Annotated in this window: 20 protein-coding genes and 2 rRNA genes; 12 read left to right on the forward strand and 10 right to left on the reverse strand. The window is 53.9% G+C overall.

The genetic code is table 11. The features are described from left to right. The 3 genes from ACH1XZ_RS00005 to ACH1XZ_RS00015 all read left to right on the forward strand — a co-directional run. Positions 1-147, forward strand: a 23S ribosomal RNA gene (locus tag ACH1XZ_RS00005); the annotation flags it as partial. A gap of 94 nt (positions 148-241) precedes the next feature. Next, positions 242-357 (forward strand): 5S ribosomal RNA (gene rrf, locus ACH1XZ_RS00010). A 311-nt stretch (positions 358-668) separates the two neighbouring features. Then, positions 669-1967 carry an MFS family transporter gene (locus ACH1XZ_RS00015; protein WP_395593830.1) on the forward strand — a complete coding sequence of 433 codons (1299 nt, stop codon included), beginning with the start codon at positions 669-671 and terminating at the stop codon, positions 1965-1967. Positions 1968-1969: 2 nt separating this feature from the next. Here the strand turns inward: ACH1XZ_RS00015 and ACH1XZ_RS00020 are convergent, their stop codons facing one another. The 5 genes from ACH1XZ_RS00020 to trxC all read right to left on the reverse strand — a co-directional run bounded on the left by ACH1XZ_RS00020 (position 1970) and on the right by trxC (position 7685). Then, positions 1970-2296, reverse strand: coding sequence for a YfiM family lipoprotein (locus tag ACH1XZ_RS00020; protein WP_395593831.1), 327 nt, complete (start codon positions 2294-2296; stop codon positions 1970-1972). A gap of 44 nt (positions 2297-2340) precedes the next feature. Then, on the reverse strand, positions 2341-3696 hold the full coding sequence (pssA, locus tag ACH1XZ_RS00025; protein ID WP_395594662.1) for a CDP-diacylglycerol--serine O-phosphatidyltransferase: 1356 nt from the start codon (positions 3694-3696) through the stop codon (positions 2341-2343). 108 nt (positions 3697-3804) lie between these two features. Beyond that, complete coding sequence (locus tag ACH1XZ_RS00030) at positions 3805-6456, reverse strand: bifunctional acetate--CoA ligase family protein/GNAT family N-acetyltransferase (protein WP_395593832.1); 2652 nt, start codon at positions 6454-6456, stop codon at positions 3805-3807. Between the two features lie 35 nt (positions 6457-6491). Further along, positions 6492-7190 carry a tRNA-uridine aminocarboxypropyltransferase gene (locus tag ACH1XZ_RS00035; RefSeq protein WP_123650358.1) on the reverse strand — a complete coding sequence of 233 codons (699 nt, stop codon included), beginning with the start codon at positions 7188-7190 and terminating at the stop codon, positions 6492-6494. Positions 7191-7259: 69 nt separating this feature from the next. Then, positions 7260-7685: a thioredoxin TrxC gene (gene trxC / locus ACH1XZ_RS00040; RefSeq protein WP_123650357.1), complete on the reverse strand. Its 426-nt coding sequence runs from the start codon at positions 7683-7685 to the stop codon at positions 7260-7262. A gap of 204 nt (positions 7686-7889) precedes the next feature. On the opposite strand from trxC, the gene ACH1XZ_RS00045 reads away from it, so the two are divergent. Then, positions 7890-8990, forward strand: a complete 1101-nt coding sequence (locus ACH1XZ_RS00045) for a tRNA/rRNA methyltransferase (protein ID WP_395593833.1) — start codon at positions 7890-7892, stop codon at positions 8988-8990. 146 nt (positions 8991-9136) lie between these two features. On the opposite strand, the gene ung is transcribed toward ACH1XZ_RS00045, so the two are convergent. Then, positions 9137-9817: a uracil-DNA glycosylase gene (gene ung, locus ACH1XZ_RS00050; RefSeq protein WP_035893808.1), complete on the reverse strand. Its 681-nt coding sequence runs from the start codon at positions 9815-9817 to the stop codon at positions 9137-9139. Positions 9818-10136: 319 nt separating this feature from the next. Between ung and grcA the strand changes: the two genes are divergently transcribed. After that, entirely contained in the window at positions 10137-10520 is a 384-nt protein-coding gene (grcA, locus tag ACH1XZ_RS00055; protein ID WP_395593834.1) for an autonomous glycyl radical cofactor GrcA, read from the forward strand. A gap of 86 nt (positions 10521-10606) precedes the next feature. On the opposite strand, the gene ACH1XZ_RS00060 is transcribed toward grcA, so the two are convergent. Beyond that, the gene (locus ACH1XZ_RS00060) at positions 10607-11974 is read right to left on the reverse strand and encodes a PTS transporter subunit EIIC (protein WP_395593835.1); all 1368 of its coding nucleotides are present in this window, start codon (positions 11972-11974) and stop codon (positions 10607-10609) included. Positions 11975-12247: 273 nt separating this feature from the next. On the opposite strand from ACH1XZ_RS00060, the gene ACH1XZ_RS00065 reads away from it, so the two are divergent. Continuing rightward, complete coding sequence (locus ACH1XZ_RS00065; protein WP_395593836.1) at positions 12248-13447, forward strand: enolase C-terminal domain-like protein; 1200 nt, start codon at positions 12248-12250, stop codon at positions 13445-13447. Between the two features lies 1 nt (position 13448). Here the strand turns inward: ACH1XZ_RS00065 and ACH1XZ_RS00070 are convergent, their stop codons facing one another. Both ACH1XZ_RS00070 and srmB read right to left on the reverse strand, forming a co-directional pair. Then, the gene (locus tag ACH1XZ_RS00070) at positions 13449-14168 is read right to left on the reverse strand and encodes a GntR family transcriptional regulator (protein ID WP_395593837.1); all 720 of its coding nucleotides are present in this window, start codon (positions 14166-14168) and stop codon (positions 13449-13451) included. Between the two features lie 58 nt (positions 14169-14226). Then, positions 14227-15561 (reverse strand): ATP-dependent RNA helicase SrmB, encoded by a 1335-nt coding sequence (gene srmB, locus ACH1XZ_RS00075; protein WP_312655942.1) that lies wholly within the window; start codon positions 15559-15561, stop codon positions 14227-14229. Positions 15562-15692: 131 nt separating this feature from the next. Here srmB and trmN point away from each other — a divergent pair, with 131 nt between their 5' ends. Beyond that, a complete protein-coding gene (trmN, locus tag ACH1XZ_RS00080) occupies positions 15693-16430 on the forward strand; it encodes a tRNA(1)(Val) (adenine(37)-N(6))-methyltransferase TrmN (RefSeq protein WP_395594663.1) in 738 nt (245 codons plus the stop codon). On the opposite strand, the gene nadB is transcribed toward trmN, so the two are convergent. Beyond that, positions 16415-18034: an L-aspartate oxidase gene (gene nadB, locus ACH1XZ_RS00085; protein ID WP_395594664.1), complete on the reverse strand. Its 1620-nt coding sequence runs from the start codon at positions 18032-18034 to the stop codon at positions 16415-16417. The two genes, trmN and nadB, sit on opposite strands and share 16 nt — an antisense overlap. A 417-nt stretch (positions 18035-18451) precedes the next feature. Between nadB and rpoE the strand changes: the two genes are divergently transcribed. The 5 genes from rpoE to lepA all read left to right on the forward strand — a co-directional run bounded on the left by rpoE (position 18452) and on the right by lepA (position 23108). Then, the gene (gene rpoE / locus ACH1XZ_RS00090; RefSeq protein ID WP_035893821.1) at positions 18452-19027 is read left to right on the forward strand and encodes an RNA polymerase sigma factor RpoE; all 576 of its coding nucleotides are present in this window, start codon (positions 18452-18454) and stop codon (positions 19025-19027) included. Between the two features lie 31 nt (positions 19028-19058). Further along, on the forward strand, positions 19059-19709 hold the full coding sequence (rseA, locus tag ACH1XZ_RS00095) for an anti-sigma-E factor RseA (RefSeq protein ID WP_395593838.1): 651 nt from the start codon (positions 19059-19061) through the stop codon (positions 19707-19709). Further along, complete coding sequence (gene rseB / locus ACH1XZ_RS00100) at positions 19709-20662, forward strand: sigma-E factor regulatory protein RseB (protein WP_395593839.1); 954 nt, start codon at positions 19709-19711, stop codon at positions 20660-20662. The genes rseA and rseB overlap by 1 nt, the downstream gene beginning before the upstream one ends. Continuing rightward, complete coding sequence (gene rseC, locus ACH1XZ_RS00105; protein WP_395593840.1) at positions 20659-21135, forward strand: SoxR-reducing system protein RseC; 477 nt, start codon at positions 20659-20661, stop codon at positions 21133-21135. Before rseB ends, rseC begins: the two co-directional genes overlap by 4 nt. 173 nt (positions 21136-21308) lie before the next feature. Beyond that, entirely contained in the window at positions 21309-23108 is a 1800-nt protein-coding gene (lepA, locus tag ACH1XZ_RS00110; RefSeq protein ID WP_395593841.1) for a translation elongation factor 4, read from the forward strand. The last annotated feature ends 15 nt before the right edge of the window (positions 23109-23123 follow it).

A 23123-nucleotide genomic window follows, 5' to 3' on the forward strand; every position in this document is an offset into this window, starting at 1 on the left:
AGCACGAAACTTGCCCCAAGATGAGTTCTCCCTGACTCCTTGAGAGTCCTGAAGGAACGTTGAAGACGACGACGTTGATAGGCTGGGTGTGTAAGCGTAGCGATACGTTGAGCTAACCAGTACTAATGAACCGTGAGGCTTAACCTTACAACGCCGAAGATGTTTTGGCGAAGAGACATCGATATTCAGCTTGATTACAGATTACATCGACATGCTAAGGCGTGTTGATAAACAGAATTTGCCTGGCGGCTGTAGCGCGGTGGTCCCACCTGACCCCATGCCGAACTCAGAAGTGAAACGCCGTAGCGCCGATGGTAGTGTGGGGTCTCCCCATGCGAGAGTAGGGAACTGCCAGGCATCAATTAGTGAAAAAGCCCATCCTGACGGATGGGCTTTTTTGCGTGTGCGGGAAAGGAAAGTGCGGTGAATTTTCCCGGGGTCACTGCGTTCGCCCGGGCTACAAGTGCCTTATCTTTAACGTTTTAACCCCTTCGTGTGCCCCTCGTACCTACAGTTACTCCTAAATCGTGATCTTGCTAATGAAAAACGTGATGCCAATCACTAATTTACATATAACAATTATATAACATTTCATTCACTAAAATACCTGCCTGCGTGACGTGTACGCCCGGTTAAGGCAGGAGATCGCTTTTGGCAGGAGTTAACGAATGGCTGTAACCAGTGTGACCCCAGAAGGGACGCTTACCGGCAGTGATACTCGCCGTCGTGTCATGGCAATTGTCGGGGCATCATCGGGGAACCTCGTTGAATGGTTTGACTTTTATGTCTACTCGTTCTGTTCTCTGTATTTTGCTCATATCTTCTTTCCATCCGGAAATACGACCACCCAGCTTCTACAAACCGCAGGTGTCTTTGCTGCTGGTTTTCTGATGCGTCCTATCGGCGGATGGCTATTTGGTCGTATTGCCGACCGCCGCGGACGTAAAGTTTCAATGCTTATCTCCGTCTGTATGATGTGCTTTGGCTCTCTGGTGATTGCCTGCCTGCCGGGCTACAGCGTGATTGGCACCTGGGCTCCGGCGCTGCTATTGCTGGCGCGTTTATTCCAGGGGCTCTCTGTTGGCGGGGAATATGGCACAAGTGCGACCTATATGAGTGAAGTGGCGGTCGAGGGGCGCAAAGGATTCTATGCGTCATTCCAGTACGTCACCTTAATCGGTGGTCAGCTGTTAGCTGTACTGGTCGTCGTTATCCTGCAAAACGTAATGGACAGTGAAAGCCTTCACGCCTGGGGATGGCGTATACCGTTCGCTATGGGGGCGGTACTGGCTGTCGTGGCGTTGTGGCTACGCCGTCAGCTCGATGAAACATCGCAGAAAGAAACCCGTACGCTGAAAGAGGCTGGATCTTTCAAGGGGCTATGGCGTAATCGTAAAGCGTTTGTGATGGTGCTTGGTTTTACGGCCGCCGGTTCGTTAAGCTTCTATACCTTCACTACCTATATGCAGAAATATCTGGTGAATACGGCAGGCATGAGCGCTAACCTCGCCAGCGTCATTATGACGGCAGCACTGTTTGTCTACATGTTGGTACAACCATTCTTTGGCCTGCTGTCGGACAAAGTTGGCCGTCGTACCTCCATGCTCTGCTTTGGTGCGCTGGCAACGCTGTTTACCGTGCCAATCCTCTCCGCATTGCAGAACGTCACCTCGCCGTATGCCGCGTTTGGCCTGGTCATGTGCGCATTGCTGATCACCAGCTTCTACACTTCGATTAGCGGAATTTTGAAAGCTGAAATGTTCCCGGCACAGGTACGCGCGCTGGGAGTAGGGCTCTCTTATGCGGTCGCGAATGCGTTGTTTGGTGGTTCGGCTGAGTACGTGGCACTATCGCTGAAGTCGGAAGGTATTGAGACCGCCTTCTTCTGGTATGTTACCGTGATGGCGGCGTTGGCTTTCCTCGTATCGCTGAAGCTGCACCGCAAAGGGAAGGGGTTACGCCTGTAGCGTTAATGGTGCGCCAGCTGCCACACCGCATAGCCGGTTGTGGCGCCGGCAACATCCCACGCAAAGTCTTTCCAGCTCCAGCCGCTCCCTGCAGGGCGGCTATCCCACAGCTCTTTCGATGCCCCCAGACTCACAGAAAACATAAAGCCAATGGCGGCGCTGCGTTCACGGCTAATGCCCTGGTGCTGCGCATACTCGTTACCGGCGGCAGACAGCATAGCTGATGCAATAAAGTGCTGTGCTTTATCCTGACCGACCCAGCTATCGTTTGCCATATGGCTACAACCGCTTAATACGAGCGTACAGAAAAGAACAAACACGCGGGTCATTGAAGGCTCCCTGAAAAAAAGCCCCGTCGAAACGAGGCTGCAATTTAAAGGATACGGCTGATGAGTCTGTCGATACGGATACGTCGCAGACGGCGGATAAGCTTACGTACTTTAACCGGATATTCAGCGATACTTTGCAGATCGCGGAAATCATTCACTACGGTGGTGTTTTTGCGGATCAGATCCAGCTCTTTCTGGCGCATTGAGGCCAGCTGCTTTTTCGGATCGTGGATCAGCACGGCATTTTCCAGATCCAGACGCCAGGCGCGTGGATTGAGGTTATTCCCGGTGAGCAGGATCCACTCGTTGTCGACCCACATTCCTTTCAGGTGGTAGGTATTATCCTCGTCTTTCCACAGACGTACGGTTAACTGATCGGTATTAATATAATACTGTAAGCGACTCAGGAAGCGACGCAGGTTAATTTCATACAGATAAGGCAGCGCACCGATAATTTTAAACGGCTCGCTTTCCGGGATGTAGAAGTCATTTGCCGTCTTATCACCGACGATAATCTCGACCTTTTTTCCATCCCGCAGCAGACGAATAATGTTCCGCACCAGCAGCGCAGGTAGGTTGAAGTACGGTGTACAGATGGTGAGCTTTTCCTCAGTACACGGCATCAGGTGGAAAATCGTTTTGTTCAGAACGCTGGTTTTACCCAGACCAACTAATGGTGTGACGGTGAGTTCATCATCGCTGGCATCGCCTTCAAAATGGTAACTGGTATCACGTAATTCCTGGCGGTACAGGCGGATATCGTTTTTGATTTCTGGGCTTTTTGGACGCTCGGTATTATCGAGGCGGTTAACGCCGCGGCCTTCAACCAGATTTTCCGACACCCAGTTAAACATGATGTCGGCCATTTTCGGATTGCGGATGCACTGATAGCGGTCATAGCGATATTTATCGTGCTGATGCAGATAGACATCGTTGATACTCGCGCCGCTGTACAGCACGCAGTCATCAATAATGAAGCCCTTAAAGTGCAGTACGCCGAGCGCTTCACGGGTGTTGATAGGCACGCCGTAAACGGGAACCTCTACGCCCGGATTCTCTTTTGCAGTACGACAGTACCAGTCCGCGTTAGTATTAGACGCGGCAGCACCAATACGCCCACGCTGTGCACGGTGCCAGTCAACCAGCACGCGGACTTCAAGCTCCGGGCGTTGACGTTTGGCGTCGTACAAGGCTTGCAGAATCGTCTTTCCGGCGTCGTCCTGTTCGAGGTACAACGCGACGATGCAGATTCGGCGCGTGGCGCTGGCGATTTTTGCGAGCAGAGCTTCACGGAAATCTGCTGGAGCATAGAAAAACTCAATATCATCAACAGACTGTGAAAGCTTGGGTAATTGGGCAAGGTGTTGTTGATGTTTATTACGCTTAAATTTTGACAACATCACAGTGCGTTTCTTCTCTGGTTTAGTGAAGGGTCCTCTGTACCTGGCAGACGACGTAAGCGGTCAATGATACCATCTCTGTCGGGTAAGGGCAGCATTTCCAGCAACTTAGTCATTACTCAGCCTTAATGAAAGACCCACAATGCCATCTTCCAGCTGAATATCAACGTCAAAGCCGAGCTTTCTCGCGAGCGCTATCATCCCGCGGTTATTGGGCATGGTAATGCCATTCAGGCGCAGTAAACCGTGAGCGCGGGTATAGTTAATCAGTTTATCCAGCAGTCGCCCACCGAGCCCAAGGCCTTTCAAATCAGAACGTACCAGTACGGCAAATTCTGCATCGATATTATCAGGATCGGAAATCGCGCGGGTTACGCCGAGGATCTCGGTATCATCGCCAGAACCGTGAACGGCGACAAAGGCCATTTCCCGATCGTAGTCGATCTGCGTCATATTGGCTAAATCGTCGTGGGTAAATTCGTTAATCTCGCTAAAGTAACGGTAGTAAAGATCCTCTTTCGTGACGCGCGCGATGAACTGCTGCAACAGCGGTTCATCTTCCGGGAGAATAGGACGGAATAAACAGCGCTCACCGTTTTTCATGACTACCCACTCCTCAAGATGTTGAGGATACGGGCGAATGGCGAGACGGCTTTCGCTTGAACCGCTAAACGGCGCGATATCCAGCGTGACGTCCAGTGCGGTAAATTCACTGCCGGAAACTAACAGCGGATGAATATCCAGGCGTTGGATCTCCGGACAATCAACAATCAGGTTGGAAACTTGCACCAGCAGCTGGCTTAATCCGGGAATATCTAACGGGCGTAGCGCACTGCGTCCACGGATTTTTTTGCTCTTAATCGCCTGAATCACCAGATAGCGCGCCAGCGTCATATTGAGTGGCGGCAGTGCAACGGCTGCCTGGTTTTCCGCCCGCCACTCTACGCCGCCTTCGCCCAGCATAATCAGCGGGCCGAAAACCGGATCGTGCTCAACCACCACGCGTAATTCCTGTGCGCCAGCGCGGTTGGCCATGCTTTGCACCAGCAGGCCGTGAATGCGCGCCTGTGGCCAGGTCATTTTGACGCGGTCGAGGATCGCGTCGGCGGCCTGTTGCACTTCGGTAGCGGTACGAAGATAGAGCATGACGCCCTGGACTTCCGATTTATGCGGAATATCCGGCGACCGTAGCTTCAATGCTACGGGATAACCAATTTGTTCGGCGATATGAACGGCCTCAGCGCTGTCGGAGGCAATCCAGGTCGGCAGCGTATTCAGCCCATAGGCTTCCAGAATCGGACGAACTTCATGGGTGTCCAGCGCGCTGATACCGTTGTCTATCGCCTGCTGCAATAGCTCGTGAGCCTGTGAGGTATTTGCCGTCAGGCTATGGGGCAGCGCCGGTGTTTCCCGCAGTTGTTTCTGGTTGCGCCGGTATTCCACCATATGCATAAAGGCGGTAATCGTCCCTTCCGGGGTGCGATAGGTTGGGATACCGGCATCGCTGAACATGCGGCGGGCTTCTCGCGATGAGTATTCGCCGCACCAGTTGGTCAACACGCTGATATAGTTCCCGCGCGGATGCTTCTTGATGAGATCAATTAACGCGGTCGCGCTTTCGCTGCCCGGCGCCGTTGCGCTTGGAGAGTGGATCACCATCAGGGCATCCAGATCCGGGCTATCGAGCAGCACTTTCACCGCCGCTAAATAGTGTTCAATGCTGGCATCATCACGCAAGTCCAGCGGGTTATTAGCTTCGACGGTTTCCGGCAGCAGCTGCTGTAGCTGCTGGCGCGTCTCGTCGCTGAGTATGGCGAGCTTACCGTTGCGCGCCCAGTGCTCATCCAGCGCCAGCGCCGCCGGAGCCGCGCCGTTGCTGATAATCATCAACCGCTCGCCGCGTAAGGGGCGCATATGGCTGAGCGTTTCAACGGCAGAGAACAGCTCATGGGTATCCTGTACGCGCAGCAGACCCGCGCGTTGAATCGCGGCATCCCATGCCGGGTCCATACCCGAGTTGACGTGCAACAGGCGCTGAGCCGCCGGGCTGCGTCCGCTTTTAATCACCAGAATCGGCTTATTGCGCGAGGCGCTGCGAGCGGCAGAAACAAAGCGGCGCGCATCGCTGAGCTGCTCCAGATAGAGCAAGATGGCGCTGGTTTTGCTGTCCCGCGCCAGATAATCGAGCAGGTCGTCGACATCAATGTCCAGGCTGTCGCCGAGCGCGATAAAGTAGGAAAACCCCATCTCGCGCTGCTGGGCCCAGTCGAGAATGGTATTGGAAACGGCGGCTGATTGAGAAATAAAGGCCAGTTTCCCTTTGCGAATGGGCACCGGCGAAAAGCTGGCATTCAGGCCCTGCCACGGTGCGAGCAAGCCCAGGCTGTTTGGCCCAAGAAGGCGCATCTGGTAGCGGGCGGCGCATGCTTTCAGTTCACTGAACTGGTCGGGCGTCGAGGAGAGAATAATGCAGGTTTTACAGCCCTTTTCCCCCAGTGCTTCCAGCAGCTCGAGGTTACGACGCGCATGGGTGCAAAGCACCGCAAGATCTGGGGAAAAGGGGAGGCTGGCAACGGTCGGCCAGGCGAGAACGCCAAGCACCGCTTTCCAGGTCGGGGTAACGGGCAGAACAGGGCCAGCAAAGCCGCCGGCCAACAGATTCTGCATCATTAAAAAACCGGCCCGCTGTGGTTTCATCGAGGCGCCAATCACCGCAATCGATTTTGGCCTCAGAAGTGCTTCCAGCCCACGTTGACTCATAGCCGTCTTCCTTACGCGACAGTAATTCTATGAGTTTAACCGTTTTCCGCTTCGGCTGTTGTGATGTTGCCCTGATGATGAGCTTTTCCCGCAAGGTAGTTATCGCGAAAGCGGGTGAAGTGCTGACTAAGCGCCGAAGCCGCGCCGGTATCATTGGCTAAATCCAGTAGCGCAATGGCCACTTCCGCCGTGCAGTACTGACCTTCGGCATGCACCTCCCGCAGGCTATAGGCGGACACGCGCGACAGGTCGACGGAGATAAGCGGAATATTGTCCAGCCATGGGCTTTTGCGGAACATTTTCCGCGCTTCTGGCCAGGTTCCGTCTAACATAATAAACAGCGGTGGCTTGCCAGCGGGCGGCGCACTGAGTACCTGACGGTCCGGGTCGGCATAGGACGACGGGAAAACGACCATCGGCTGATAGTCCGGGTTTTTAACCAGCTCGAGTAACGCCTGGGGCGGTTCGGTACGTGACCATTGGAAGGCATCAGTTTGCGGCAAAATGTCGGCAATCAGGCGACCAGTATTACTGGGCTTCATTGGTTCGGTATCGAACATCACCAGGCAAAAACGGCTCTTTGCCGGATGCGGGGCAATGGTGTCGCACAGACAATAGCGCTGCACCAGCAGACAACGCTGACAGCGGCGAACCCGATTACCACGGGCAAGGAAAGGGCGAGTCGCGCGGGCTAAACGCTCAGCACGCAACCGAAGAACGGCGTTATCAATCATGGGAGTCGTACGGCAAAGAGACTATTGTCGCAGAGGCGGATACGGGGCACAAGATGTGCCCCGGTGGGATTATGCCTGCAGAGCTTCGTTCAGCCAGCTTTCAAACGGCGCTTTCGGGACCGCGCCGTTAAGCATATCGACGACTTCACCATTTTTGAAAATCATGATGGTCGGGATGCTGCGGATACGGAAACGAGCGCTGAGTTCGCGTTCCGCTTCGGTGTTCACTTTCACAAAGCGAATTTTACCGCTTTGTTCTTCGGCCACATCCTCGAAGATGGGCGCGAAGTTACGGCATGGGCCACACCATGGCGCCCAGAAATCAACAACAACGGGGAGATCGTCCTTCAGCAGTTTATCCAGCGTGCTGTCCGTGGCATTAATGACTTCGCCATCAAACAGGTCTTCACCACAGCGTCCACATTTTGCCGCTTCGTTAATACGCGCTTCTGGAATGCGATTAAGCGCCTGGCAGTGGGCACAAACGGTATTCATAACTCACCTCTGGGTCATCGTGTTGCAGAACGGCAAGGTTGCCGAATGTTTCTATAATGTTACACATTATCAACAAGAGTGTATTAATCAACAAGGCGTTTTGTCCGATGGATACAATAGTCGTGGTCTTTTTTATGAAGTAATGGCTAAGCGCTAACACATCAGGTAATCTGCGCGCTTCGCGCAGCGCAGGTGGAGAAAAACATGAGCGACGAACTGAAGAACAAAAACGGCAAGGTCAAAGTGATGTACGTCCGCAGTGACGATGACTCGGACAAACGCACCCAAAATCCTCGTACTGGTAAAGGCGGAGGCCGTCCTGGCACATCCCGTGCTGGTGCTTCCCGTGCCGAAGGCGGTCGTCGCCCTGCCCGTGATGAGAGAAAGGGTCCTAACAGCGAACGCGGCCGTGAACGTGGTCGTGACCGCGATGTAGAACGCGATCGCGATCGTGGCGAAGGCTCCCCATGGCGTACGGTTTCCCGTGCTCCGGGTGATGACGCGCCGGCAAAAGCCGATCACGGCGGGATCAGCGGTAAAAGCTTTATCGATCCAGAAGTCCTGCGTCGTCAGCGCGCAGAAGAGACCCGTGTATACGGCGAAAACGCCTGTCAGGCACTGTTCCAGAGCCGTCCGGACGCTATCGTTCGCGCATGGTTCATTCAGAGCGTAACCCCGCGCTTTAAAGAAGCGTTGCGCTGGATGGCGGCAAACCGCAAAGCCTATCACGTGGTTGATGAAGAAGAGCTGGCGAAAGCATCCGGCACTGAGCACCACGGCGGCGTGTGCTTCCTGATCAAAAAACGTAACGGGACGTCCGTACAGCAGTGGGTCGCAAAAAGCGGCGAAGATGACTGCGTATTGGCGCTGGAAGACGCCGGTAACCCACACAACCTCGGCGCGATGATCCGCAGCTGCGCGCACTTCGGTGTGAAAGGCGTGGTACTGCAGGATGCGGCTCTGCTGGAATCCGGTGCGGCTATTCGTACCGCAGAAGGTGGCGCTGAACACGTTGAGCCGATTACCGGTGACGGTTTCATCGACGCGCTGGAGCAGTTCCGCGATGCGGGCTACACCATCGTAACGACCAGCGGCAACGGCCGTGGCCTGCCGCTGTTCAAATCCGAACTGCCTAAGAAGATGGTTCTGGCGCTAGGTCAGGATCGCGATGGCGTTTCCGAAGCGGCAGCCGCTATTGCTGACATGAGTGTTTCTATCGACGGAACTCGTGCCGTTGAAGGACTGAATGTTTCCGTGGCGACGGGCGTGCTATTAGCCGAATGGTGGCGTCAGCATAAAGCGTAAGCAAACGCGATGTTGAAAAAAAACCGGAAGAGGCAACTCGACCGGTTTTTTTATATCTGCAATATTTCCCGGCGTCACTGCACTTGGTCGGGCTCCGATTCAAATGTAGCCCGGCCGAACGCAGTGACGCCGGGAAGCTCTCCAGACTATTCCGGCAACACCGGCATCCAGTCAATCGGCGCTTCACCGCGCTGCTCTAGCCACTCATTCGCCTTCACAAAATGGTTACTGCCAAAGAACCCGCGGTGCGCGGAGAGCGGCGATGGGTGCGGTGCTTTCAGCACGCAGTGGCGCTGAGTGTCAATAATGGCGCCTTTTTTCTGCGCGTGTGAACCCCATAATAAGAACACGACGCCTTCGCGATGTTCGTTAATCAGCGCGATCACTTTATCGGTAAAGGTTTCCCAACCCAGGCTAGCGTGCGAGTGCGCCTGCCCTGCACGAACGGTCAGCACGGTGTTGAGCAGCAGCACGCCCTGGCGCGCCCAGCTCTCAAGATAGCCGTGGTTTGGGCGCGTAAAGCCGGGGATGGTTCCCTCAAGTTCTTTATACATATTTAAAAGGGAGGGCGGCGTCGCGATGCCCGGCTGTACGGAGAAGGCCAGACCGTGCGCTTGGTTAGGACCGTGATACGGGTCCTGCCCGAGGATCACGACCTTCACATCGTTTAACTCGGTAAAGCGAAAGGCGTTAAAGACATCTTTCTGCGGCGGGTAGATAGTCTGGCCGGACTGACGCTCGCTGGCGACGGTGGCAAGGGTGTTCACAAAATAAGGCTGTTCTTTTTCAGCAGCTAGCACGTCGTGCCAGGTTAAAGGGGTGGTCATCTCGCTCTCCTGCGAATAGCTATCGGTATAGCTTAACTGCTTCTTTCGACATCACAAAATCAGAAGGCGGTGGATATCGCTGACGGGGCAAAAAAAGTTGAATATTTACAAAGATTTTTGCGTGCACCACAGGGCGTAACTTGATGCAAAACAAGTATTTTCAGATATGACCTCTTTTATGGTGTGGTTTTTATTGATTTAAATCAAAGAATCAAGGGTGTTCGAGGGGTATATATACACTCAAGCAACAATGGTTTTACCAATTGGCCGCGGTCAGGTCGGTTAAAAACGAATATAAAGAGCCTTAGGGAGGCATCAAATGATTACAGGTATCCAGATCACCAAAGCTGCAAATAAAGACCTGCTGAACTCATTCTGGCTGCTCGACAGCGAGAAAAACGAAGCACGCTGCCTATGTGCAAAAGGCGGTTACGCAGAAGATGACGTTGTAGCCGTCAGCGCGCTGGGCGACATTGAATACCGTGAAATCCCGGTTGAAGCGAAACCAGAAGTCCGCGTAGAAGGTGGTCAGCACCTGAACGTGAACGTGCTGCGTCGTGAAACCCTGATGGACGCGGTTGAGCACCCAGAAAAATATCCACAGCTGACCATCCGTGTTTCTGGCTATGCAGTGCGTTTTAACTCACTGACTCCAGAACAGCAGCGTGACGTTATTGCCCGTACCTTTACTGAGAGCCTGTAATTTCTCAGGGGTGGGAAAATGGCGTGCTGGGTTAGCCCGGCATCAGTAGACGAATCCCCCCGCAGGGTGCCTGCGGGGGGATTTTTTTATTTTGCTTCTTCGCGTCCGACCAGAAGGGTAGTGAGCGCAAAGGAAAGGATCAGCGCGATGGCCACGCCGGAAAGGGCAAAGACAAAGTAGGGGCCGATATAGGCGGGCAGGCTAAAAATACTCGATAAAATATAGCCATACAGCCGCACACCGAAGAAGGCGATAAATGCCGATGCCAGGGAACTGGCGATGGTTGCCGCAATAAACGCTTTCTTGTAGCGCGTAAGCACGCCGAACAGCGCGGGCTCGGTAATGCCCAACAGCGCGGAAATAGCGGCGGAAAGCGTTACCGTCCGGTTCTCTTTGCTCACTCGCCAGATGGCAAAGGTGGAACCTGCGATGGCCATGTTAGCCATAAACATCATCGGCATCAGCATGTCGTAGCCACGATCGCTAAAGTTCTGTAGCGCAATCGGCGTCATGGCGTGATGCATTCCGGTCAGAATCGCCACTGGGCGAATAGCTCCAACCACCAGTCCGGCAAAGCTTGCTGAAACGCCAAACAATCCCTCGATAAACCACGCCAGCATTTTACCCAGCCAGATACCAATCGGACCAATGATGACCAGCGCTGCCAGCGCAGCGAGGAATAGCGTCAACGTTGGGGTAAAGACTGTTTTCAATACATCCGGCATAATTTTATCGACTGCCTGATGGATATACTTCAGCGCCAGAATCGAGAAGATGACGGGGATAACACTTGAGGCGTAGTTAAAGACCGAGACCGGAATCGCGTTAAATAACCAGAGCGCGGAGGTGGCATCCGCCTGATGGGTTGCCAGCGCTTTTGCCGCGTCAATCAGCGTCGGATACATCAAACATGCTGCAACCGCCGCCGCCAGATACTCATTGGTCTTAAAAATTTTCGCTGCCGAGACGGCCAGGAAAAACGGTAGGAAATAGAAAACACCGCTCGCTATCAGGTCGATTATCATCACGGTATCACTCTTCGGTGACACCAGTCTCAGGGCGATAAGCCCTGCCAGCAGGCCCTTAATCATCCCAGCGCCAGCAATTGCGGGTACGATTGGGCCAAATACGCCAGAGACCGTATCCATAAACAGCGACACCAGGCTTTTACGCGCTTTAGGCGTGCTTTCAGATACGCTATGGCCGCCGTTGCCTAAGGTCTCCTGCAGTTGTTCATACCAGCTATTGACCCTGGGCCCGATAATTATCTGAAACTGATCGCTTTGTAGCTGAGCGCCCAGCACGCCAGGTAGGTTTTTAATCTCTTCCTGTGCGACTTTATTATCATCAATTAAATCAAAGCGTAACCTGGTCATGCAGTGCCAGACTTTATTGATGTTTTCCCGACCACCCACCAGACCAATAATTCGGCTGATAGCCTCTTGCGTCCCCATAGCGGCTCCTGCGATATGTTTGTTGTTATCTTTGTCTGTGGAAATGGTAAATAAGCTAATCAGTAAAAACAAACCAATAAATGATGATGAAAATCACATTCTTTCCTGTATTTGGTGTTGAGTGATGGGTAATTGGTAAATTGGTACGTTTTTTAAATATAAATATATCTATTTCCAGACCAAAATATTTATTCGATAAAAAGGTTTACCGAACCCTAAAAATAGGGTGAAGATAATAAGAAATTGATATTTATTTTGCACAGGGAGCTTTCTGTGAAACCGACGTTGATTACTGCGATTGAGTGCTTTATCACCCGCCCAGACCGCCACAACCTGGTGACGGTACGGGTGACAACGGATAACGGGGTGGTGGGGTTGGGCTGCGCAACGTTCCAGCAGCGCCCGCTGGCGGTGAAAACGCTGGTGGATGAGTATCTTCAACCGCTGCTGGTGGGGCGTGACGCCAACAATATCGAAGACCTCTGGCAGATGATGAACGTTAATGCTTACTGGCGTAACGGCCCGGCGATGAATAATGCCATCTCCGGTGTGGATATGGCGCTGTGGGATATCAAAGCGCAGCTTGCCGGTATGCCGCTGTATCAGCTGCTGGGTGGAAAATCCCGTGATGCGATTGCGGCTTACACCCATGCCAGTGGCGAAACGCCGGATGAGCTGTTTATCTCCGTCGATAAGCTTCTGGAACAGGGTTACCGCCATATTCGCTGCCAGCTTGGTTTTTACGGCGGTACGGCGCGAAAAATGCACACGCCAGAGAATCCAACGCCGGGCGCATGGTTCGATCAGGACGAGTACGTGCGAAATACGGTTGAGATGTTCCGGCTGCTTCGCGCGCGTTACGGGCATCGTTTCCATATTTTACATGACGTCCACGAACGCCTCTTTCCGCAGCAGGCGCTACAGCTGGCAAAGCAGCTTGAACCTTATCAACCTTGGTTTATCGAAGATATTTTATCGCCACAGCAGAGCCCGTGGCTGGCGCAGATTCGCCAGCAGAGCAGCGTGCCGCTAGCGATGGGAGAATTGTTCAATAATCCTGCGGAGTGGCATGACCTGATCGTCAACCGACAGATTGATTTTATCCGCTGCCATATTTCGCAGATTGGCGGCATTACGCCCGCGCTGAAGCTGGCGGTACTGTGCGAGGCCTTTGGCGTACGCCTGGCCTGGCATGGACCGGGTGATATGACGCCTATCGGTGTGGCGGTGAATACGCACTTGAATATCCATCTGCACAACGCGGCCATCCAGGAATTTATCCCACGCTCGGCTATGACGGATGCGGTATTCCCCGGTGCGCCTGAGGTGAAAAATGGCTTTATCTATCCGCCGACGGCGCCTGGTATTGGCGTAGGTTTTGATGAAGCGCTGGCATTGCAGTATCCGGTGGTGTACCGCCCGCATGAATGGACGCAGAGCCGTCTGCCAGACGGCACTATGCACACGCCGTAAATCAGCCTTGAGGCTGCTGGCGGAAGGTGAGGTTATCGCGGTTATGCGGGATCACGTAGGTGCAGCTGTAGTTGATATCAATAATGTCGCTTATCTCATACACGCGCCCACCGTCGAGGATCCCACGGTTATTAATGTGCATCGCTGGGCTGCCCTTTTTGCAGCCCAGCAGCATTGACTGCTCGCGACTGACGCTGACCGCCTGGTAGCTGGTGAGCAGGTGGGAAATCTGCAATCCTTTGCTCAGCACGTATTGCTGCAACGAGCGTTCAATCACGACCTGGTTGAGATCGCTGAACATCGCGGCGGGCATGCGGGAGATTTCAATTTGGGTTGCGACTTCATCGACAAAGCGCAGGCGGCAGAACTGCCAGATAAAATCATCATCGGTAAGCCCGAAAATTTGCCGGTCTTCTCTCTCCGGCCGCTTTTTGTGCAGGCTTATCATGCGATAGCGCATCTGATCGAAACGCTTTTCGGTTATCGAGTTATAGACTAGCGGATTGTTGCGCGTCTGCTCATTAATCCAGATACCGGAACCTTGCACAATGCGAACCACGCCGATACTGGCGAGCTTCTCCAGCGCTTGACGAATGGTAAAGCGTGACACGCCATACTCCTCTGCCAGCTGCCGTTCTGGCGGGAGCTTACGTGGCCCTTCGCTGTGCTGTTGGTAAATTTTGCTGAGGAGGTCCTGAGTCACGAACTCTTTTTTCTTCATGGCCAGCTTCCGTTACCTTTCAATATGAAAACGCCGGGAGGTTATCCCGGCGTTTGTTTTACTCTTCGCTAGTCTGCTCTGGGGCAGCGCTGCCGCTTGGTTTACGGCGTTTGCCTACGTTCTTGGCATCGCGATGGCGTACCTTCACGCGCGGTTTTTCTTTGTCCTTCTCTTTTTTCTTCTCGGCGCGTTTAGCGAGGACTTTCTTCGACGGTTTGCCCGTCATTTTGTCACTCGGTGCGCGAGTCGTCGGACGCAGTTCTTCAATCACGCGAGACTTCAGTGGTTCTTCGATATAGCGGCCGATTTTGAGCAGCAGCAGGTGATCGTGCGTTTCTACCAGAGAAATCGCCGTCCCTTTACGACCGGCACGGCCGGTACGACCGATACGGTGCAGGTAGGTATCTGCGCCGCGCGGCATATCGAAGTTAATCACGTGGCTGACGTCGGGGATATCGATCCCGCGTGCGGCAACGTCTGTTGCGACCAGCACGTTAACGCGGCCATCGGTCAGACGCTTGATGCCTTCGTTACGCTTGATCTGCGGCATTTCGCCTTCGAGGTAGCAGTTGTTGATACCGGCCTGGCGCAGGATTTCCGCCAGCTCGTGCACGCGCTCACGCTTACGCACAAACACGATGGTACGGGTGGCATCTTCCTGCTTCAGCAAGTGTTTCAGCAGCTCAACCTTGTGCTCGAAGTTATCGGCGCGATAGTACCACTGATGGATTTTTTTACGCTCGCGGGTCGACGGGGTCGCAGACACCTCTACCGGATCTTCCAGCAGACGTTCGGCAAAGTCTTTAATCGCTTCGCCTTCCAGCGTGGCGGAGAACAGCAGCGTCTGCTTACGCCAGCGGGTTTCACCGGCAATATGCTCGATATCCTGGGCGAAGCCCATGTCCAGCATACGGTCTGCTTCGTCGAGGATCAGCGTCTCAACGGCGCGGCAGTCGAAGTTTTCTTCTTTAATGTACTGCAGCAAACGACCGGTCGTCGCCACCACGATATCCTGGTTTTCGCTGAACACTTCGGCGTGGTTCATATACGCGACGCCGCCGGTGATGGTAGCGATATCCAGGTGCGTGTTTTTTGCCAGCTCGCGAGCATGATCGGCGACCTGCATCGCCAGTTCACGCGTAGGCGTGAGGATCAGAATACGCGGCGGGCCGGATTTTTTGCGCGGAAAATCGAGCAGGTGCTGCAACGCAGGCAGCAAATACGCCGCTGTTTTACCGGTGCCGGTTGGCGCAGAACCGAGAACATCACGTCCATCGAGCGCAGGCGGAATGGCGGCAGCCTGAATGGCAGTCGGGCGTGTAAAGCCTTTACTCTGGAGGGCTTCCAGAAGGCTTTCGTCAAGTTCAAGTTCGGAAAAAGTCGTTACAGTCATGATTACCTCTGTTTGAGGCGCTGATTATAGACGTTACGGCTCCAATCTTCATCTGTTTGTATGGCTATCTGTTCTCGGGTATTGTGCATAGCTATAAAAGCATATGCTGTTCCCTGGCAAGGTTGACCATGATCTCTGATTCTAAATCCGCGCTGCGCCGCAACGGATTTACTTTTAAGCAGTTTTTTGTTGCCCACGATCGTTGTGCGATGAAAGTGGGTACGGACGGTATTTTACTGGGTGCGTGGTCGCCTATCGCCCGGGTTAATCGGATCCTCGATATTGGCACGGGAAGCGGTCTGTTGGCATTAATGCTGGCGCAGCGTACCGATGAAAACGTGGTTATCGATGCCGTTGAGCTCGATGACGACGCGGCGGGACAGGCACGGGAAAACGTGGCTGAATCACCGTGGGCTGAACGTATTCAGGTTCACACCGCGGATATTCAGCAGTGGGTGGCTGGGTTGACGACGCGCTATAACCTGATTGTCAGCAACCCGCCTTACTATGAGCAGGGCGTGGAGTGCGCTACGCCACAGCGCGAACAGGCGCGTTACACCACCTCGCTCGATCACCAGGCGCTGTTGGCCTGCGCGGCGAATGCCATTACCGAAGATGGTTTCTTCTGCGTCGTGTTGCCGGAAAACATCGGTCAGACGTTTACCCAACAGGCGTTATCCATGGGCTGGCATCTGCGTCTGCGCACCGACGTGGCGGAAACTGAAATGCGTCTGCCGCATCGAGTTCTGCTGGCGTTTTCCCCAAAAGGGGGAGAGTGCTTTAGCGATCGGTTGGTGATCCGTGGGCCAGAACAGCAGTACTCGGAAGGCTACACCGCGCTGACCCAGGCGTTCTATTTATTTATGTGAACCAGCGGCGAAAGGACCGACGGGCCCGACTCCGTTAACAGATCCGGGTAATCCAGCGTGTAGTGCAGGCCGCGACTCTCTTTGCGCATCATCGCGCAGCGTACGATAAGCTCTGCAACCTGAACCAGATTACGCAGCTCCAGCAGGTTGTTCGACACGCGAAAGCGTGAGTAGTACTCGTCCAGCTCCTGCTGCAGCATGGTGATTCGACGCAGCGCGCGTTCCAGCCGTTTGGTGGTGCGCACAATGCCGACGTAGTCCCACATAAAGAGGCGCAGCTCGTGCCAGTTATGCTGGATGACGACCAGCTCATCGGAGTTTTCCACGCGGCTCTCATCCCACGCGGGCAGTTTTTCCGCCTGACGCGCGTACGGCATGCGCTTGTGAATATCTTCCGCCGCCGACCAACCGTATACCAGACACTCCAGCAGTGAGTTCGATGCCATGCGGTTAGCGCCGTGCAGGCCGGTATAGCTCACTTCGCCAATGGCATAAAGGCCGTCAACGTCGGTGCGACCATAGTCGTCAACCATCACGCCGCCGCAGGTGTAGTGCGCAGCAGGCACGATTGGTACCGGTTCTTTGGTCAGGTCGATGCCAAGGCCCAGTAATTTGTCATAAATCATCGGGAAGTGTTGGCGCACAAAATCTTCTGGCTTATGGCTGATGTCGAGGTACATGCAGTCGACGCCAAGGCGCTTCATTTCATGGTCGATAGCGCGCGCGACGATATCGCGAGGCGCCAGTTCGGCGCGCTCGTCAAAGTCTGGCATAAAGCGGCTGCCGTCAGGGCGCTTCAGATGCGCACCTTCACCGCGCAGGGCTTCGGTCAGCAGGAAGTTGCGCGCCTGCGGATGGTACAGCGCCGTAGGATGGAACTGATTGAACTCGAGGTTCGCCACGCGGCAGCCTGCGCGCCAGGCCATGGCGATACCGTCTCCAGAAGAGATATCCGGGTTGGTGGTGTACTGATAAACCTTGGATGCCCCGCCGGTTGCCAGCACGACCGATTTCGCCGCACAGGTTTCGACCTTCTCTTTATTACGATCCCAAATCCATGCTCCTACTACACGACGCGTGCCCGGCAGACCGACCTTATCTGAGATAATTAAATCGACGGCGTTGCTGCGCTCCAGAATACGGATGTTGGGATGGTTAATGGCCTTACTCACCAGGGTATTTTCGACTTCGCGCCCGGTGGCATCGGCGGCGTGCAGAATACGGCGATGGCTGTGTCCGCCTTCGCGCGTAAGATGATAACTCTCTTCTCCGTTTGCCTGTACCTGGGTATCAAAGAGCACGCCCTGATCGATAAGCCATTGCACACAGTGTTTGGCGTTGCTGGCGACAAACGACACGGCCTGACGATCGCAAATCCCGGCACCGGCAATCAGCGTGTCATCAATGTGCGATTCAATGCTGTCCGTTTCATCGAAAACGGCGGCGATACCGCCTTGCGCGTAGAAGGTTGAGCCTTCGCTAATCGGCCCTTTGCTCAGCACGATAACTGAACTGTGCTCTGCAAGACGAAGCGCTAGCGACAACCCTGCAGCCCCGCTGCCGATAATCAGTACATCACAAGAAAGTTCTGGAAGTGAGTTCATCATCTTTGTTTAATTTACTAAACACGGTGATCGCAGAGTAGCACTATAAAAGCGAGGTGTGCAGGGTTTTTTTGAACTATGGTTGTAATGACTAAACACGTGGTGACAAAACAGGTGAAAAGAGGGGCTAAGAAATAAGAGGAAAGCTATGAGGTTTAAGACGTATTTATGGTGAAATAAAAGCCGGGTTACGTTACTCTTCTCGGGATTTGCGTTTTTATTTCGCAACTTACGTATTGGTAAACATCAGCAGACTTATAATGATAGACAATGAACGGTCTGCGGCTAAACAAAAAACAAAGCGTAACGGAACTTTACGAAACTCGAACACTCTAAGTCACTGCTTGCTCATAATGTAGTGCTGGAGTGGCATTCTGATTATGCATGGGAATAAGGTTTGGGGAGACATTACCTCGGATGAGCGAGCAGTTAACGGACCAGGTCCTGGTTGAACGGGTCCAGAAAGGAGATCAGAAAGCTTTTAACCTTCTGGTAGTACGCTATCAGCATAAGGTCGCGAGCCTGGTTTCCCGCTATGTGCCATCTGGCGATGTGCCGGATGTGGTACAAGAGTCTTTTATTAAGGCCTATCGCGCGCTGGATTCTTTCCGGGGAGATAGTGCTTTCTATACGTGGCTGTACCGTATTGCGGTGAATACAGCTAAAAATTACCTGGTTGCTCAGGGTCGTCGTCCACCGTCTAGCGATGTTGACGCGAACGACGCCGAAAACTTTGAAAGCGGTGGCGCTTTGAAAGAAATTTCGAACCCTGAGAACTTAATGTTGTCAGAAGAACTGAGACAGATAGTTTTTCGCACCATTGATGCGCTTCCGGAAGATTTACGCATGGCAATTACCTTGCGGGAGCTCGATGGCCTAAGCTATGAAGAGATAGCGGCTATCATGGATTGTCCGGTCGGTACGGTTCGTTCTCGTATCTTCCGTGCGCGAGAAGCTATTGATAATAAAGTTCAACCGCTTATCAGGCGTTGATGGAAGCGGGATACTGGAAAAGGTATTAGGCATGCAGAAAGAAAAACTTTCCGCCTTAATGGATGGTGAAACGCTGGATAACGAGCTGCTGACAGAGTTGACGCGCTCGCCAGAGTTACAGGAAACCTGGGCAAGCTATCACCTGATCCGCGACTCGCTTCGCGGCGACACGGGTGACGTGCTTCACTTCGATATTTCCTCTCGCGTTATGGCCGCCATCGAAAATGAGCCCGTTCGTCTCCCGACAGCGCCGCTTATTCCTGAAGCCCAGCCAGCGCCGCATCAATGGCAGAAAATGCCGTTCTGGAGCAAGGTTCGTCCGTGGGCCAGTTCGCTTACCCAGATGGGAGTGGCAGCTTGTGTATCGCTTGCTGTTATTGTCGGCGTTCAGCACTATAATGGACAACCGGAATCCTCCCAACCTGAATCGCCGGTATTCAACACGCTGCCGATGATGGGTAAAGCCAGTCCAGTGAGTCTGGGGGTTCCTACAGACGCATCGGCAGGCAGCACCGGGCCTCAACAGGTTCAGGAACAGCGTCGTCGTATTAATGCTATGCTGCAGGACTATGAATTGCAGCGTCGCTTGCATTCAGAACAGCTTCAGTTTGAGCAGGCACAAACCCAGCAAGCAGCTGTTCAGGTGCCAGGATACCAAACTCTAGGAACGCAATCGCAGTAATGAAGCAACTTTGGTGTGCCATGTCCCTTGTGGCTGGTAGCCTGTTCTTCACCGCCAACGCCTCGGCTGATGTATCGTCCGGGGCGTTGTTGCAGGAGATGAATCTGGCCAGTCAGTCACTCAACTACGAGCTGTCGTTCGTCAGCATTAATAAATCAGGCGTCGAATCACTGCGCTATCGTCACGTGCGTCTTAATGGGCAGCCGCTGGCGGAATTGCTGCAGATGGACGGCCCGCGCCGCGAAGTGGTTCAGCGTGGAAATGAGATTAGCTATTTTGAGCCAGGTCTCGATCCCTTCACGCTGAACGGCGACTATATTGTCGACTCGCTGCCATCGCTGGTTTATACCGATTTCAAACGTCTGGCGCCTTACTACGATTTTATCTCCGTAGGCCGTACGCGTATTGCGGACCGCATGTGCGATGTCATCCGCGTTGTGGCGCGAGACGGCACACGCTATAGCTATATCGTGTGGATGGACTCCGAAAGCAAGCTGCCGATGCGCGTTGACCTGCTCGACCGTGATGGTGAAACCCTGGAACAGTTCCGGGTTGTCGCTATTTCTACGGGCGATCAGGTGAGCACCAGCATGCAGGGGCTGGCGAAAGCCAACCTGCCGCCGCAGCTCTCCTTACCAACGGGCACCAGCGCGACCTTCAACTGGACGACAAGCTGGCTGCCGCAGGGCTTTAAAGAGGTCTCCAGCAGCCGTCGTACGCTGCCGAGCGTCGACAGCCCGGTTGAGTCCCGTCTCTATTCCGACGGTCTGTTTAGCTTCTCTGTGAATATCAGCCGCGCAACGGCTAATAGCAGCGAACAGATGCTGCGTACCGGCCGCCGCACGGTCACGACGACCATCCGCAATCAGGCCGATATCACGATTGTTGGCGAGCTTCCGCCTCCGACGGCGAAACGCGTTGCTGACGGTATTCAATTCAAGGGTGCGCAATGATTAAAGAGTGGGCTACCGTTATTGCATGGAATAACGGTATTGCGCAGGTGAGCTGCGATGTAAAAGCCTCCTGCAATAGCTGCGCATCACGTGCAGGCTGCGGCAGCCGGGTGCTGAATAAGCTGGGGCCACAGACCAACCACACCATCTCTGTTCCTAGCGCTGAACCGCTGGTTACGGGGCAAAAAGTGGAGTTGGGCATTACCGAAGGTAGCCTCCTCGGCTCTGCGATGCTGGTTTATATGTCTCCGCTGCTGGGGCTGTTCGTGGTCGCGGCACTGTTTCAGGTCCTGTTCGGCACTGATATTGCGGCGCTCAGCGGCGCGGTGCTTGGTGGCGTTGGCGGGTTCCTGATTGCCAAAGGCCTCTCGCCGCGGCTTGCCGCGAGGGAAACCTGGCAGCCTATCATCATCAGCGTGGGGCTTCCGCCTGACCTGATTCGCACCACGTCTTCTACCGAAATGAGCCAGTGATTACGCTGGCTTTATTATTTTTGGAACACTCCTCGCAGGAAGCGCTATGCTTGCGGGAAGAGCATTTCCTGGTTACGCGGTTGTAGTGTAGAATGCGGCGTTTTCGAACGACAATAACGTCAGGCTCCGTACCGCGGCCTCAAAGTATTCGTAAGGCATAAATATTTTAATATATGAAGAATATACGTAACTTCTCCATCATTGCACATATCGACCACGGTAAATCGACGCTGTCTGACCGCATTATTCAGATTTGTGGTGGCCTTTCCGATCGCGAAATGGAAGCCCAGGTTCTGGATTCAATGGATCTGGAACGCGAACGTGGCATTACCATCAAAGCGCAGAGCGTGACGCTGGACTTTAAATCAGCCGACGGGGAAACCTATCAGCTGAACTTTATCGACACCCCAGGCCACGTCGACTTCTCCTATGAAGTTTCCCGTTCCCTTGCGGCCTGTGAAGGCGCACTGCTGGTGGTTGACGCCGGGCAGGGCGTAGAAGCGCAGACGCTGGCGAACTGCTACACCGCCATGGAAATGGATCTGGAAGTGGTGCCGGTTCTGAATAAAATCGACCTGCCAGCTGCCGATCCAGAACGCGTAGCGGAAGAGATTGAAGATATCGTCGGCATCGACGCCACCGACGCAGTACGCTGCTCGGCGAAAACTGGCGTGGGCGTGACCGATGTACTGGAACGTCTGGTGCGCGAGATTCCGCCGCCGGAAGGTGACCCGGAAGGCCCGCTGCAGGCGCTGATTATCGACTCCTGGTTCGATAACTACCTGGGCGTGGTATCGCTGGTGCGTATTAAAAACGGCACCATGCGTAAAGGCGACAAAATTAAGGTGATGAGTACCGGTCAGGTCTACAACGCAGACCGTCTGGGTATCTTCACGCCGAAACAGGTTGACCGTACCGAGCTGAAATGTGGCGAGGTAGGTTGGCTGGTTTGTGCAATCAAAGACATCCTGGGCGCGCCGGTAGGGGATACCTTAACGACATCGCGTAACCCAGCGGATAAAGCGCTGCCGGGTTTTAAAAAGGTGAAACCTCAGGTTTACGCCGGCCTGTTCCCGGTCAGCTCTGATGATTACGAAAACTTCCGTGATGCGCTCGGCAAGCTGAGCCTGAACGATGCTTCCCTGTTCTACGAGCCAGAAAGCTCTACGGCGCTGGGCTTCGGCTTCCGCTGCGGCTTCCTCGGCCTGCTGCACATGGAAATCATTCAGGAACGTCTGGAACGTGAATACGATCTGGATCTGATCACCACCGCGCCTACCGTAGTGTACGAAGTGGAAACCACGGGCAGAGAAACTATCTACGTTGATAGCCCTTCCAAGCTGCCGCCGCTGAACAACATCTATGAACTGCGTGAGCCAATCGCGGAATGTCACATGCTGCTGCCACAGGCTTACCTTGGCAACGTGATTACGCTGTGTATTGAGAAGCGTGGCGTGCAGACCAACATGGTTTACCACGGTAACCAGGTGGCGCTGACCTATGAAATCCCGATGGCGGAAGTGGTTCTCGACTTCTTCGACCGCCTGAAGTCGACCTCCCGTGGCTACGCGTCGCTGGACTACAACTTCAAACGTTTCCAGGCTTCTGACATGGTTCGCGTTGATGTTCTCATCAACAACGAACGCGTCGACGCTCTGGCGCTGATCACACACCGCGATAACTCTCAGAGCCGTGGTCGTGAACTGGTTGAGAAGATGAAAGATCTGATCCCGCGTCAGCAGTTTGATATCGCGATTCAGGCGGCCATCGGCACACATATTATCGCGCGTTCAACCGTTAAGCAGTTGCGTAAAAACGTTCTGGCGAAATGCTACGGTGGCGATATCAGCCGTAAGAAAAAGCTGCTGCAAAAACAGAAAGAGGGTAAAAAGCGAATGAAGCAGATCGGTAACGTCGAACTGCCGCAGGAAGCCTTCCTCGCCATTCTGCATGTCGGTAAAGACAATAAATAATCTCTAAGGAGTTGG

It is taken from the genome of Kluyvera chengduensis (genome assembly GCF_044197065.1).
Taxonomy (GTDB): Bacteria; Pseudomonadota; Gammaproteobacteria; order Enterobacterales; family Enterobacteriaceae; genus Kluyvera; species Kluyvera ascorbata_C.